Here is a 14064-nt window from a genome sequence, read left to right as displayed (position 1 = left end):
TACTGGATGGCAAGAGAGAGCGATCACAGGCGGGATAAAAGATGGCAAGACTGGCAGCATTTGATATGGATGGCACCCTTTTGATGCCAGACCATCGTTTAGGCGAGAGAACCGTGGCGGTACTGAAGCGCCTGCGCGAACGGAACATCACGCTGACCTTTGCCACCGGTCGTCACGTGCTGGAAATGCGCCCGCTGGTGGAGAAACTGTCGCTGAATGCCTTTCTGATAACCGGCAACGGTACGCGTATTCATACCCAGCAGGGCGAAGTGCTGCACCGTAGCGATCTCTCCCCGGACGTAGCGGAAGAGGTGCTGCACACCCGTTGGGATACGCAGGCCAGCGTCCATGTTTTTAACGACGGCGGTTGGTTTACCGGGCGTGAAATCCCGGAGATGTTAAAGGCGCACGTGTATAGCGGTTTCCGCTATCAGCTTCGCGACCTGCGCATGATGCCGGCGCATCAGGTGACAAAGATTTGCTTCTGCGGCGATCACGACGATCTCAGTCGTCTGCGGATCCAATTAGTTGAGGCATTCGATAAGCGCGCAGATATCTGTTTCTCCGCCGTCGACTGCCTGGAAGTGTTGCCGCTCGGCAGCAATAAAGGCACGGCGCTGTCGGTGCTGAGTCGTCATCTGGGCGTGGGTATGGATGAGTGCATGGCCTTTGGCGATGCGATGAATGACCGTGAAATGCTGGGGCTCGTGGGGCGCGGCGTGATCATGGGGAATGCCATGGGGCAGCTTAAAGCGGCGCTCCCCCATCTACCGATTATCGGAAACTGCAAAAACCAGGCGGTTTCTCACTATTTAACGCATTGGCTGGATACACCTAATCTTCCTTATTCCCCCGAATAGAGAGACCTTCCAGCAAGCCAGGCTCAGTTGATGCCTGGCTTTTTTTATTTCCCAATCATGGTGTTAATAGCCTGCAGCCACGGCGCCGTGTCGCCGATGTTATTCGCCACCCATTCTGGGTTGTAGTAGGTGTCGAGGTAGCGCTCACCGCTGTCGCACAGCAGCGTCACGATCGAGCCGGTTTTCCCTTCATCGCGCATCTGTGTGGCTAACTGCAGCGCGCCCCACATATTCGTCCCGGTAGACGCGCCAACCTTACGGCCAAGCTGCGTTTCCAGCCACTGAGCGGTGGCGACGCTTGCGGCATCCGGCACTCGCAGCATGCTATCAACCACATCAGGAATAAACGACGGCTCGACGCGCGGACGGCCAATACCTTCAATTTTACTGCCGACGCTGCCGCGAAGATTCACATCGCGGTGCTGCCAGTAGTCCATAAACACGGAGTTCTCCGGGTCGACCACCATCAGTTGGGTTTCATAGCCCTGACAGCGAATGTAGCGGCCAATGGTGGCAGAAGTGCCGCCGGTGCCTGCGCTCATCACTATCCACGTTGGTACCGGGTTGGGTTCGTGCGACATCTGACGGAAAATGCTGTCGGCAATGTTGTTGTTGCCGCGCCAGTCGGTGGCGCGTTCGGCGTAGGTGAACTGATCCATATAGTGGCCGTTCAGCTCGCGGGCCAGGGTTTCCGAAGCGGCATAGATTTCACACGCGCTCTCGACGAAGTGGCAGCGGCCGCCGTAAAACTCAATCTGTTCTACCTTACGTTTCGCCGTGCAGGAAGGCATTACCGCGATAAACGGCAGGCCGAGCAGGCGGGCGAAGTAGGCTTCGGAAACCGCCGTTGAACCGGACGACGATTCAATAATGGTGGTGCCTTCTTTGATCCAGCCGTTGCACAGTCCGTAAAGGAACAGTGAACGCGCCAGACGGTGCTTGAGGCTGCCGGTCGGGTGCGTGCTTTCATCTTTCAGGTAGAGCTGAATGCCGGGAAAAGCCGGTAGCGGCAGGCGGATTAAATGCGTGTCGGCGCTGCGTTGGTAGTCGGCGTTAATTTCGCTGATGGCGTGTTTGACCCAGGTGCTGTTCATCATTATTTTCCGTTTGTCATTTTGTGCCCAGCTTAGCGAAAAGTGCAGAAAAATTTGTTGCCATCTGACCTTTAAAATAGAATTAAGAGAGAAAATTTTTCTCCCGGTGACCGAAATGTTAGATAAAATTGACCGAAAGCTGCTGGCCCTACTACAAAATGACTGCACGCTCTCTTTGCAGGCGTTAGCAGATGCCGTTAATCTGACCACCACACCGTGCTGGAAACGACTAAAACGTCTGGAAGATGACGGTATACTGCTTGGCCGTGTCGCCTTACTGGATGCGGAAAAGCTTGGGCTTGGGTTAACGGCGTTTGTGCTGATAAAGACCCAGCACCACAGCAGCGATTGGTACAGCCTTTTTGTGAGCGAAGTGACGCAAATGCCCGAAGTGTTGGGCTTCTGGCGCATGGCAGGGGAGTATGACTACCTGATGCGCGTCCAGGTGGCGGACATGAAACGCTACGATGATTTTTATAAAAGCCTGGTGAACCGCGTCCCTGGACTGTCGGATGTTACCTCAAGCTTTGCGATGGAACAGATTAAATACACCACTGCTCTCCCCATCGAATAATACTTTTTCTGGGATTTTCTCTTTGCCCATCGAGCTGCCAGGGCGGCAGCGCAGGACGAAGAGAATCGACGTTCAGGATTTTACCGCGTGCGATTATTTGCTCAACTAAGTTGGTACTTCCGCCGGGAATGGCGGCGCTATCTCGGCGCTGTCGCCTTGCTGATTATCATCGCCATACTCCAGCTCATTCCGCCTAAAGTGGTCGGGATCGTGGTGGATGGCGTGACACAACACCACTTCACCACCGGGAAGGTGATGATGTGGCTCGGCACCATGGTACTGATTGCCGTGGTGGTCTACCTGCTGCGCTACGTCTGGCGCGTATTGCTGTTCGGTGCCTCCTATCAGTTAGCGGTAGAACTGCGAGAAGATTTCTACCGGCAGTTAAGCCGCCAGCATCCGGAATTTTATTTACGTCACCGCACCGGCGACCTGATGGCCCGCGCCACCAACGACGTAGACCGCGTGGTGTTTGCCGCCGGGGAGGGGGTGCTGACGCTGGTGGACTCATTGGTGATGGGCTGCGCGGTGCTGATTGTGATGTCCACCCAGCTTAGCTGGCAGTTAACTCTGTTGGCGCTACTGCCGATGCCCATCATGGCGTTGGTGATCAAACGCTACGGCGATCTGCTGCATGAGCGCTTCAAAGTAGCCCAGGCGGCGTTCTCAAGCCTTAACGACCGAACTCAGGAGAGCCTGACCAGCATCCGCATGATCAAAGCCTTCGGCCTTGAGGACCGGCAGTCCGCCCAGTTTGCCGCCGATGCGGCTGACACAGGGGTGAAAAACATGCGCGTGGCGCGCATCGATGCCCGCTTTGACCCGACGATTTACATCGCCATAGGGATGGCCAATCTGCTGGCGATTGCCGGTGGCAGCTGGATGGTGATGCAGGGCGAGCTGACCCTCGGCCAGCTCACCAGCTTTATGATGTACCTTGGGCTGATGATCTGGCCCATGCTAGCGCTGGCCTGGATGTTCAACATCGTCGAGCGTGGCAGCGCCGCCTACAGCCGCATTCGTACCCTGCTGGCGGAAGCGCCGGTGGTTGACGACGGCACACAGCCGGTACCCGACGGGCGCGGTACGCTGGAACTGGCGATTGGACGTTTTAGTTACCCGCAAACCGACAAGCCAACCCTCTGCGACGTCAATGTGACCCTGAAACCGGGCCATATGCTCGGCATTTGCGGGCCAACAGGGTCGGGGAAATCCACTATCCTGTCGCTTATTCAGCGCCATTTTGACGTTGATGAAGGTGAGATCCGCTTCCACGACATTCCCCTGCGTCAATTGCAGCTGGATGGCTGGCGCAGCCGCCTGGCAGTGGTCAGCCAGACACCGTTCCTCTTCTCTGACACGGTTGCCAGCAATATTGCGCTCGGCCATCCGAGCGCGACGCAGGAAGAGATTGAGCATGCGGCGCGGCTGGCCTGCGTGCACGAGGACATTCTGCGCCTGCCACAGGGTTACGATACCGAAGTCGGCGAGCGCGGCGTGATGCTCTCCGGCGGGCAGAAGCAGCGTATTTCCATTGCACGTGCGCTGCTGCTGGAGGCGGAAATTCTGATCCTCGACGATGCATTGTCGGCGGTTGATGGCCGCACCGAGCATCAGATTCTGCACAACCTGCGCCAGTGGGGGGAAGGCCGCACGGTGATTATCAGCGCGCACCGTCTCTCGGCGCTGTCGGACGCCAGCGAAATTATTGTGATGCAGCACGGGCATATTGCCCAGCGCGGTCAGCATGACCAGCTGGCCGCAGAGCAGGGCTGGTACCGCGATATGCATCGTTATCAACAGCTGGAGGCCGCGCTGAACGACGTGCCGGAAGAAGATAAGTCGGAGGTGGCCGATGCGTAGTTTTGGGCAACTGTGGCCAACCCTGAAGCGCCTGCTGGCCTACGGCTCGCCGTGGCGTAAACCGCTGTCGATTGCGGTGGTCATGCTGTGGGTGGCCGCCGCCGCCGAAGTGAGCGGACCGCTGCTGATAAGTTACTTTATCGACAATATGGTGGCGAAAAATCGTCTGCCGCTGGGGACGGTCGCCGGGCTGGCGGCTGCTTATATCGGGCTGCAACTGCTGGCTGCTTCACTGCACTACAGTCAGTCGCTGCTGTTTAACCGCGCGGCGGTCGGCGTGGTGCAACAGCTGCGTAGTGATGTGATGGACGCCGCGCTGCGCCAGCCGCTGAGCGAGTTTGACACCCAGCCGGTAGGCCAGCTTATCTCCCGCGTCACCAACGATACGGAAGTGATCCGCGATCTGTACGTGACGGTGGTGGCGACAGTACTGCGCAGTGCTGCACTGATCGGCGCAATGCTGGTGGCGATGTTCAGCCTCGACTGGCGCATGGCGCTGGTGGCGATCGCTATCTTCCCTGCGGTGATGATCGTGATGGTGATTTATCAGCGCTACAGCACGCCTATCGTGCGCCGCGTTCGCGCCTATCTGGCGGATATTAACGATGGCTTCAACGAAGTCATCAACGGCATGAGCGTGATTCAGCAGTTCCGTCAGCAGGTGCGCTTTGGTGAGCGGATTGGCGACGTGAGCCGCTCACACTATCTGGCGCGTATGCAAACGCTGCGTCTGGACGGCTTCCTGTTGCGTCCGCTGCTGAGCCTGTTCTCTTCGCTGGTGCTGTGCGGCCTGCTGATGCTATTTGGCTTTAGCGCGCAGGGCTCCATTGAGGTCGGTGTACTGTACGCGTTTATCAGCTATCTGGGGCGCCTGAACGAGCCGCTGATTGAACTCACCACTCAGCAGTCGATGTTACAGCAGGCAGTGGTGGCCGGTGAGCGCGTATTTGAACTGATGGATCGCCCGCGCCAGCAGTACGGAAAGGATATGGCACCGCTGGTGCGCGGCGATATTGATATCGACGATGTTTCATTTGCCTATCGCGATGACAAACTGGTGCTGCAAAACATTTCGTTATCGATTCCAGCACGCAGCTTTGTGGCGCTTGTGGGGCACACCGGTAGCGGAAAAAGTACGCTTGCCAGCCTGCTGATGGGCTATTACCCGCCAAACTCCGGTGAAATACGCCTTGGCGGTCGCCCGCTACAAAGCCTGAGTCATCAGGTGCTGAGACAGGGCATCGCCGTGGTGCAACAGGATCCGGTGGTGCTGGCCGACTCCTTCTTTGCCAACGTCACGCTGGGGCGCGATATCAGTGAAGCACAGGTCTGGCAGGTGCTGGAAACCGTACAGCTGGCCGAGCTGGCGCGAGGGATGAGTGAGGGTATCTATACCCATCTGGGTGAGCAGGGTAACAACCTGTCGGTCGGGCAGAAGCAGCTGCTGGCGCTGGCCCGCGTGCTGGTTGAGACCCCGCAGGTGCTGATCCTGGACGAAGCCACCGCGAATATTGACTCCGGCACCGAGCGTGCGATTCAACATGCGCTGGCCGCCGTGCGTCAGCACACGACGCTGGTGGTGATCGCTCACCGTCTGTCGACCATCGTGGAAGCGGATACCATTATGGTGCTTCACCGTGGACAGGCCGTCGAGCAGGGGACTCACCAGCAACTGCTTGAAGCCAAAGGGCGTTACTGGCAGATGTATCAGCTACAGCTGGCCGGTGAAGAGCTGGCGGCCAGCGCCCAGGATGATGCGTTGACCGTGTAATGCACCACCGTCAGGCATTTTTCTAACAGATTGCTGTTGTGACACGCATCATGCACCCGCATGGTGCGTTTTTCTTTTAACGCCCACCATCTTGCCGCCATAAACCCTGATTTTTACCGCAGAGCAGGGTGGTTTTCATTTCTGGCATGACCCTTGCTTTACCTCTTACGTGTTCGTAGCCATTACCGAATTCTGACTGGAGGGGATCTATGAAGCTGGTTACCGTGGTAATTAAACCATTCAAACTCGAAGACGTTCGCGAAGCGCTGTCTTCCATTGGCATTCAGGGCTTAACGGTGACGGAAGTGAAAGGCTTCGGTCGTCAGAAGGGTCATGCAGAGCTTTATCGTGGCGCGGAATACAGCGTCAACTTCCTGCCGAAAGTAAAAATTGATGTGGCTATCGCCGACGATCAGCTCGATGAAGTTGTCGATGTGATTAGCAAAGCCGCTTATACCGGAAAAATTGGCGACGGTAAGATTTTTGTCGCCGAACTGCAGCGCGTAATCCGTATTCGTACCGGCGAAGCCGACGAAGCGGCGCTGTAATTCCCAGCCAGCACAGTGATAGGGATCGAGATGATGAAAAAAACAATGGTAAAAACGGGGTTGAGCGCACTGGCGCTGCTGCCGGGTCTGGCGATGGCGGCACCGGCGGTGGTCGATAAAGCCGATAACGCCTTTATGATGCTGTGTACCGCACTGGTGCTGTTTATGACCATTCCGGGGATTGCGTTGTTTTACGGCGGCCTGATCCGCGGTAAGAACGTGCTCTCTATGCTGACGCAGGTCGCGGTGACCTTTGCGGTAGTCTGCGTACTGTGGGTGGTTTACGGCTACTCGCTGGCCTTCGGTACCGGCGGCAGTTTCTTCGGCAGCTTCGACTGGGTGATGCTGAAAAATATCAAGATTACTGACCTGATGGGCTCGTTCTATCAGTATATCCACGTGGCATTCCAGGGCTCCTTTGCCTGTATCACCGTGGGCCTTATCGTTGGCGCGCTGGCAGAGCGTATTCGCTTCTCCGCGGTGCTGATTTTTGTGGTGATTTGGCTGACTCTCTCCTACGTGCCGATTGCGCACATGGTCTGGGGCGGCGGTCTGCTGGCGAGCCACGGTGCGCTTGACTTTGCAGGCGGTACGGTGGTGCATATTAACGCCGCGGTGGCAGGCCTGGTGGGGGCTTACCTGATTGGTAAACGCGTCGGCTTTGGCAAAGAAGCGTTCAAACCGCACAACCTGCCGATGGTATTTATCGGTACCGCGATCCTCTACTTTGGCTGGTTTGGCTTCAACGCCGGTTCTGCCAGTGCGGCGAACGAAATTGCCGGTCTGGCTTTTGTGAATACCGTGGTGGCAACCGCTGCGGCGATCCTTGGCTGGGTATTTGGCGAATGGGCGCTGCGCGGTAAGCCTTCTCTGTTGGGCGCGTGTTCTGGTGCGATTGCGGGTCTGGTGGGTATCACCCCAGCATGTGGCTATATCGGTGTCGGCGGTGCGTTGATTCTGGGTATCGTGGTCGGTCTGGCGGGTCTGTGGGGCGTGACCTCTCTGAAACGCTGGCTGCGCGTGGATGACCCATGCGACGTGTTCGGTGTTCACGGCGTGTGCGGCATCATCGGCTGTATCCTGACCGGTATCTTTGCTTCTACGGCGCTGGGCGGCGTGGGTTATGCAGAAGGCGTGACCATGAGCCATCAGGTGCTGGTGCAGCTTGAAAGTATCGCCATCACCATCGTCTGGTCCGGCGTCGTGGCCTTCATCGGCTATAAAGTGGCAGATTTAACCGTCGGTCTGCGCGTACCGGAAGACCAGGAACGCGAAGGTCTGGACGTGAACAGCCACGGCGAGAATGCCTACAACGCTTGATATCGGCAACCCGGGTGAGGCGTTTACGCCGACCCCGGGAGAATGCTTCAGACGTTGAAAAACAAAAGATTTATTTTGACCGTTATTTAACCCGCCCTGGTGCGGGTTTCTTGTTTATACGGTGGAGCCAATGATTTTTGTGATCGTTATCACAATGGGTGCTGGTATGGTGTCTGTAAAACCTTACGAACCGTAAGTAATTAAATACGTTTGCGTAAAAGTCTTTTATCTAAAACGGCTTTTTATCTTTTACGCTGGAGAGTATTCTCCCACCCCGTCGATTTCATCGGCAAAGATTTGCGGGCAAAGCCAGCTTTCCCCGCGCCAGGATGGCACAACAATTCAAGGAACGTTTCAAATGCATACCAGCACATTATTTATCGATGGTCACAAAGCCCGCGTTAAATACGACCCTATTATTGAAATGTTTCGCGGGGAGTTTTTGAACACCGAACGCAGAGCGACATTTATCGCAGGGGACGCAAAAGAGCTGACGATTGCCGCCCGCGACGCGTTTGATTGCTACTGTAATAACTGCCGCGCGACCGGCGTCAAACCGTTCGGTAAGAAGAAACGCCTGCCTCGTATTAGCACCCTGCTGAGCCGTATCATCCATTAATTACCCAGCTGCAACTGCACGCCCGCGTGATATCGCGGGCGTGGTTGATATCACCTAGTTGCGGTTACGCATAACCCCTTCCTGCACCGTCGACGCCACCAGAACACCATCCTGAGTGTAGAACTCGCCGCGTACAAAACCACGGGCGCTGGAGGCAGAGGTGCTCTCGACGCTGTACAGCAGCCATTCGTTCATATCGAACGGGCGGTGGAACCACATCGAGTGGTCGATGGTCGCAACCTGCATGCCGGGTTCGAGGAAGCCCACGCCGTGTGGCTGGAGGGCAACCGGCAGGAAGTTGAAGTCAGAGGCATAGCCGAGCAGGTACTGATGAATATGCAGTGAATCCGGTACGGTGCCGTTGGCGCGCATCCACACCTGACGGCGCGGTTCCGCCACATGGCCCTTCAGCGGGTTGTGGAACTCCACCGGGCGGATCTCCAGCGGCTTATCGCAAAGAAACTTCTCTTTGGCCTGCGGCGGCAGCAGGTGTGCCAGCGAACGGGCGATGTCGGTTTCCGACGGCAGGCCGTCCGGTGACGGTGCGGCGGGCATCGTTTTTTGATGCTCGTAGCCGGACTCCGTGCCCTGGAAAGAGGCGGTCATATAGAAAATAGGCTTCCCGTTCTGGATAGCCGCCACGCGACGCGCGCTGAAGCTATTACCATCGCGCAGGACTTCAACGTCATAAACGATAGGTTTCTGGCTGTCGCCCGGGCGCAGGAAATAGCTATGGAAGGAGTGCACCAGACGGTCGGCAGGGACGGTCTCTTTTGCCGCATATAGCGCCTGGCCGACAACCTGGCCGCCAAAGACCTGACGCAGCCCCAGATCTTCACTCTGGCCACGGAACAGTCCTTCTTCAATTCTTTCCAGATTTAATAATGTCAGCAGATTAGAAAGCGCTTGGCTCATTGATACCCTCTATAATTTTACAGTCGCAACATCAGGTGAATGCTCTCATTATAACGTAGTTTCGCGAGTGGTCCGATGGGTTCAATTGTCTGAATAATGGGGCGTTTGCAGGTAATCATGTGAATTATATGCCACACTAAAGCGGTTACGTTTGTTAATGCATTGTCACTCAAATGAGAAAATAGCCTCAGAATGGGTGAGCAATAAGGAGAATGCTAATGAAACTCGTGCCGATCTTAAGCGGTTTGGCGATTGCACTGGCCCTGGCGGGCTGTGCGAAGACGCACCAGCAAAGTCAGAATCAGACACCTGCGCCAGAAGCAGCGGCGGCCAACCAGGCCGTGTCAGGACCAAACGTCTCTGGTAGCGTGTGGATCCGCCAGAAGGTGGCGCTGCCGCCGGATGCCGTACTGACCGTAACACTGTCCGACGCGTCGCTGGCCGATGCACCATCGAAAGTGCTGTCGCAGAAAGTGACGCGTACCGAAGGGAAACAGGCGCCGTTTAGCTTTGTCCTGCCGTACAACCCGGCAGATATTCAGCCTAACGCCCGTATCCTGCTGAGCGCGGCGGTGACCATCAACGATAAGCTGGTCTTTATTACCGACACCGTCCAGGAAGTGATTAACCACGGCGGCACTAAAGTCGACCTGACGCTGGTTCCAGTGCAGCAAACGCCGGTGCCGGTTCAGGATAGCTCGCCGGTTCAGGTTCCATAATGCGAATGCCCTCCACGTGAGGGCATTTTTTTGCCGTGAATTCAGTGTTACTTTTGTAGGCCTGATAAGCGAAGCAGCCATCAGGCAATCACGGCGCATATTGCCGGATGGCGGCGTTGCCTTATCCGGCCTACAGCTGCTAGTAGTTCCAGCGATACTTCTGCATATCAATCTGCCCGCTTCCCGACACCTGCACCCCTTCAGAAAGTAATGCCTGGCGTTGACGCTGTAGATCCGGGCCGGTCAGGGATATCACGCCGTGCCGATTCACTACTCGATGCCACGGCAGCGTGGAGCCCTCCGGCAGCCGTTTTAATACGCCGCCGACCTGACGAGCGGCGCGCGGAGAGCCAGCCAGCCGGGCAATATCGCCGTAGGTGGTGACGTAGCCTTCCGGGATGGAAGCGATGATTTGCCAAACGCGCTGAGGGAAAGATCCAAAATCGTCCATAGTGAGTTCCTTAAAGCAGAACCTTCAGCATAATCAGCCTGATGCCCCCTGTGAAGGGCGGATTGCACAAGAATCCAGCAGGCAGTAGCGGATAGCTTGCAATTGCCCGTCTCAGCAGTGATAATGCGCCAGCGCGTTGGATAACAACGCTCTCAATGGGGGCCCTGTTGGTTCTCCCGCAACGCTACTCTGTTCACCAGGTCAGGTCCGGAAGGAAGCAGCCAGGGCAGATGACGCGTGTGCCGGGATGTAGCTGGCAGGGCCCCCACCCATTTCTACCGCCGTAAAATTCCCTCTCGTTAAGACCAATCTAATCCCTGTATTTATTGTGGCTATTTCTCGTCAACAACCTTTTGCATTCAAATAACATTCATCCATTTGTAATATTACTGTCATTTATGTGTCATAAATTGCCTTTAGATTAACATTGGGTATTTATATTACCCTTTGTGTTATAAATATATTTCTGGAATGTGCTGTTGGTTTCATGTATTAGTTATTACAGAAATAATACAGAAACCATTTTTGGCCGCGTCGCTTTGCGGGTTTTGTTAACACAAACTCGCCTACGAGACGGCGCGTCTTTACGGGAAGGGGTTTATATGACAGTCGCAGTGCTTAACGTAAAAATTGATGAAGCGGTAAAAGAGAGACTTCGCCACTTTGCTGAAGTCCACGGCCTGACTTTAGGCGCTGCGGCAGAAAAGCTGCTGCTGCTGGGGTTTGTAGCAGAAGAAGAGGCGGGTGTATGTGAAGATGACATCGACAGCCAGCATACGGAAGAAGATGTTGCTCCATTCACACCTAAAGAAATCAAAGCATTACGTAAAATCCTGAAGAAGAGAAAATGAAACAGCAAACGTCAATAGCGTGTAACTATAGCGAAGCCTGCGACCTGTTACGTTCAGGCTACGTGAAGCATGTTCTTCTCAACTGGAATGTTGGCAGCGATGAATTCTTTCGTATCGCCTCAGACTGGTGCGATACCGGTGCTAAGATTAAAAAAGAGGGAGAATCTTTCGTTATTTCCCTGAAAGGCTTTCCGATCCCTCCACAGCACTAATATATTCTTTAGCCGCACTTTATTACGTTAAAGAATATAATGTTTCAGGCCGGTTATGTTATTGGGGGCGTTCTCCCCTTGCGCGCGGTTAAATTATTTTCCGCACTTTGTTTGCGCCATGCTGGCCTGCTAACGTTGCCCAAATCGGCTGTAATGTCGAAAAGGCGCGACGCAGGGTTTCATCGTCCAGTGTAAACGGAATGCGTAAATTACGCTCTCCGCTGCCCGCCAGACCAAATCGTGTTCCCACGCCAAGATGAATCGCGCTGGCTTCTGCTCGCGCAGCAAACCGCGTTGCCATCATCTCCGGCAGCTCAACCCAGAATGACAATCCCCCTTCCGGCAGCACAAATTTCCACTGCGGGAAGTATTCATGCATTAACGCCGCGCACATATCCCGCCTCGCCGTCAGCAATCGACGCCGTTCGGGCAGTAGCTGATGCTCATTTTCCAGTAGCCAGCAGGTGGCCAGCTGTTCCAGCAGCGGCGAGCCTAAATCAAGAGTATCGCGGGTCTGGACCAGCGCTGCAATGGTGCGCGATGACGCGCGGATCCAACCCAGGCGTAGCCCGCCCCAGAAGCTTTTCCCGGTTGAACCCACGGTAATGATCGGCGCATCGCGATTAAACGCGGCCAGCGGCGGCGGTGGCGGGGCGTTGTACCATAAATCCACCATCGTTTCGTCGACGACCAGCGTCGTGCAGGTTCGTGCCGCCAGGTCCGCTACTATCTGCCGGGTGGCGCTGTCCATGCACTGGCCGGTAGGGTTTTGAAAATCGGGCATCAGATACGCCAGCCGCGGTGCGGTCTGGGCGATAACCGCTGCCAGGCCGTCGGTGTCCCAGCCTTTATCGGGCAATGGCAGCGCCACCGGGCGGCAGGATGCACCCTCAATAGCGGAAATCGCCAGTGGATAGGTCGGCGTTTCAACCACCACCCGGTCTCCCGGCCCGGTGAGGTTACGCAGAATCAGCGCCAGCCCGCTGACCGCGCCGTTTACCAGCATGATCTCGTCGGCTCGTGTTGGTAGCCCGCGCGCGCTATAGCGCTGGGCAATGGCTTCGCGCAGGGCGGGTAGTCCTTGCTGATCGTAACCCGTATTGCTGAGGTAGCCGGGCAGCGCCGCCAGCGCATGGCTGTATGCCTGGTGGATTTCTGCGCCGGCCGCCAGCGCGGCGGTGGACATGTCCAGCGTCGGCGAGTCCGGCATGCGCGGCGCACGCTGGTAGCCTTCGGTGCTGAGCGTGACCGTCGAGCCGCTACCCTGCTTGCTCTGCACATAGCCTTCGTCGCGCAGCTGAGCCAGCGCGCTGGCAATGGTGGTACGGCTGACTCCTAGCGCGCTGGCAAACTCCCGCTCTCCCGGCAGGCGGGTGCCGAGTGGCAGGCGGGCATCGAGAATCAGCAGCCGCAGCGCGTCGGTGAGCTGCCGCCATAGCGGCGTCGGGGAGGGGCCGTCCTGCCAGTGGCCGAGCAAACGAATTAACGATTGGGTGGCGGAGCGTCGAATCATGGGAGCAGTCCACTTTTTAAAAACTGGTCATTAATCATAATGCCATTTTTACCGATGATGGAAGCCTCATTCTACAGGCCGAGGTCTCTATGCTGCGCCGACTGATTCAGCTCTACATTGGGTTAATACTCTACGGGGTATCGACCGCCGTCTATGTTCGTGCCAATCTCGGGGCTGACCCGTGGAACGTGTTCCACCTTGGCGTATCCGGGTTAACCTCCCTTGATATTGGCATGGTGATGATCCTTACCGGCGCAGCCGTACTGCTGTTATGGATCCCGCTGCGCCAGCGTCCGGGACTCGGCACCATCAGCAACGTTATCGTGCTGGGACTGGCGGCCGATGCCACGCTCTCGCTGATGCCGCCGCTGGAATCGCTCTGGCTTCGCGCCGTGCTGCTGCTGTTGGCGGTGGTGCTGAATGGGATGGCGACCGGTATGTATATCGGTGCCGGTTTTGGCGCCGGGCCGCGCGATGGCCTGATGACCGGCATTCACGCCCGTACCGGCTGGCCAATCCGCCGCATTCGTACCACTATCGAGCTGTCGGTGCTGGTTATCGGTATGCTGCTGGGTGGCACCTTCGGCGTGGGCACCGTGCTGTATGCACTGGCGATTGGCCCGTTGATTCAGATTTTCCTGCCATGGTTCCAGTTGCCTCGTGTGGCGCAGCGTCGCACGGCTGAGGTGGAGCAAACTTCCTGATTTTACGAAGCGCTCACAGCATATTTTTCGTTTTCCGGTTACACTGCACC

15 protein-coding genes and 1 other RNA gene are annotated in these 14064 nt (G+C 56.4%); 12 read left to right on the top strand and 4 right to left on the bottom strand.

Annotated elements, in window-relative coordinates:
• Positions 1-41: 41 nt before the first annotated feature.
• Entirely contained in the window at positions 42-860 is an 819-nt protein-coding gene (gene cof / locus V6940_RS05625; protein WP_333495152.1) for an HMP-PP phosphatase, read from the top strand.
• A gap of 44 nt (positions 861-904) precedes the next feature.
• Here cof and V6940_RS05620 read toward each other — a convergent pair whose 3' ends face one another.
• Positions 905-1954, bottom strand: coding sequence for a PLP-dependent cysteine synthase family protein (locus tag V6940_RS05620; RefSeq protein ID WP_333495322.1), 1050 nt, complete (start codon positions 1952-1954; stop codon positions 905-907).
• Between the two features lie 115 nt (positions 1955-2069).
• Between V6940_RS05620 and V6940_RS05615 the strand changes: the two genes are divergently transcribed.
• From V6940_RS05615 to V6940_RS05590, 6 genes are all read left to right on the top strand, one after another.
• Positions 2070-2528 (top strand): Lrp/AsnC family transcriptional regulator, encoded by a 459-nt coding sequence (locus V6940_RS05615; protein WP_185667138.1) that lies wholly within the window; start codon positions 2070-2072, stop codon positions 2526-2528.
• Between the two features lie 87 nt (positions 2529-2615).
• Entirely contained in the window at positions 2616-4391 is a 1776-nt protein-coding gene (locus V6940_RS05610; RefSeq protein ID WP_333495151.1) for a SmdA family multidrug ABC transporter permease/ATP-binding protein, read from the top strand.
• Positions 4384-6162, top strand: a complete 1779-nt coding sequence (locus V6940_RS05605; protein WP_333495150.1) for a SmdB family multidrug efflux ABC transporter permease/ATP-binding protein — start codon at positions 4384-4386, stop codon at positions 6160-6162. The genes V6940_RS05610 and V6940_RS05605 overlap by 8 nt, the downstream gene beginning before the upstream one ends.
• Positions 6163-6371: 209 nt before the next feature.
• Complete coding sequence (glnK, locus tag V6940_RS05600) at positions 6372-6710, top strand: P-II family nitrogen regulator (RefSeq protein WP_004858743.1); 339 nt, start codon at positions 6372-6374, stop codon at positions 6708-6710.
• A 33-nt stretch (positions 6711-6743) separates the two neighbouring features.
• Complete coding sequence (gene amtB / locus V6940_RS05595; RefSeq protein WP_035895173.1) at positions 6744-8030, top strand: ammonium transporter AmtB; 1287 nt, start codon at positions 6744-6746, stop codon at positions 8028-8030.
• Positions 8031-8388: 358 nt separating this feature from the next.
• Positions 8389-8649 carry a type II toxin-antitoxin system HicB family antitoxin gene (locus V6940_RS05590; protein WP_333495149.1) on the top strand — a complete coding sequence of 87 codons (261 nt, stop codon included), beginning with the start codon at positions 8389-8391 and terminating at the stop codon, positions 8647-8649.
• A gap of 54 nt (positions 8650-8703) precedes the next feature.
• Here V6940_RS05590 and tesB read toward each other — a convergent pair whose 3' ends face one another.
• The gene (gene tesB, locus V6940_RS05585) at positions 8704-9564 is read right to left on the bottom strand and encodes an acyl-CoA thioesterase II (RefSeq protein ID WP_333495148.1); all 861 of its coding nucleotides are present in this window, start codon (positions 9562-9564) and stop codon (positions 8704-8706) included.
• A 218-nt stretch (positions 9565-9782) separates the two neighbouring features.
• On the opposite strand from tesB, the gene V6940_RS05580 reads away from it, so the two are divergent.
• Positions 9783-10283 carry a YbaY family lipoprotein gene (locus V6940_RS05580; RefSeq protein ID WP_333495147.1) on the top strand — a complete coding sequence of 167 codons (501 nt, stop codon included), beginning with the start codon at positions 9783-9785 and terminating at the stop codon, positions 10281-10283.
• 139 nt (positions 10284-10422) lie between these two features.
• On the opposite strand, the gene V6940_RS05575 is transcribed toward V6940_RS05580, so the two are convergent.
• Complete coding sequence (locus tag V6940_RS05575) at positions 10423-10734, bottom strand: MGMT family protein (protein ID WP_185667132.1); 312 nt, start codon at positions 10732-10734, stop codon at positions 10423-10425.
• Positions 10735-10899: 165 nt separating this feature from the next.
• Between V6940_RS05575 and ffs the strand changes: the two genes are divergently transcribed.
• From ffs to V6940_RS05560, 3 genes are all read left to right on the top strand, one after another.
• Positions 10900-10996, top strand: an RNA gene (gene ffs, locus V6940_RS05570) — signal recognition particle sRNA small type.
• Between the two features lie 340 nt (positions 10997-11336).
• On the top strand, positions 11337-11585 hold the full coding sequence (locus V6940_RS05565) for a hypothetical protein (RefSeq protein WP_185667131.1): 249 nt from the start codon (positions 11337-11339) through the stop codon (positions 11583-11585).
• Positions 11582-11797 (top strand): hypothetical protein, encoded by a 216-nt coding sequence (locus V6940_RS05560; RefSeq protein WP_035895186.1) that lies wholly within the window; start codon positions 11582-11584, stop codon positions 11795-11797. Before V6940_RS05565 ends, V6940_RS05560 begins: the two co-directional genes overlap by 4 nt.
• An 88-nt stretch (positions 11798-11885) precedes the next feature.
• Here the strand turns inward: V6940_RS05560 and yczR are convergent, their stop codons facing one another.
• Entirely contained in the window at positions 11886-13310 is a 1425-nt protein-coding gene (yczR, locus tag V6940_RS05555) for a MocR-like transcription factor YczR (RefSeq protein WP_333495146.1), read from the bottom strand.
• A gap of 89 nt (positions 13311-13399) precedes the next feature.
• On the opposite strand from yczR, the gene yczE reads away from it, so the two are divergent.
• The gene (gene yczE, locus V6940_RS05550; RefSeq protein ID WP_333495145.1) at positions 13400-14014 is read left to right on the top strand and encodes a membrane protein YczE; all 615 of its coding nucleotides are present in this window, start codon (positions 13400-13402) and stop codon (positions 14012-14014) included.
• Positions 14015-14064 lie beyond the last annotated feature (50 nt).

The sequence above is a fragment of the Kluyvera sp. CHPC 1.251 genome (assembly GCF_036759945.1).
Taxonomy (GTDB): domain Bacteria; phylum Pseudomonadota; class Gammaproteobacteria; order Enterobacterales; family Enterobacteriaceae; genus Kluyvera; species Kluyvera sichuanensis.
Note: the sequence above shows the minus strand (reverse complement) of the source record. Positions and strands in the feature narration are given on the sequence as shown.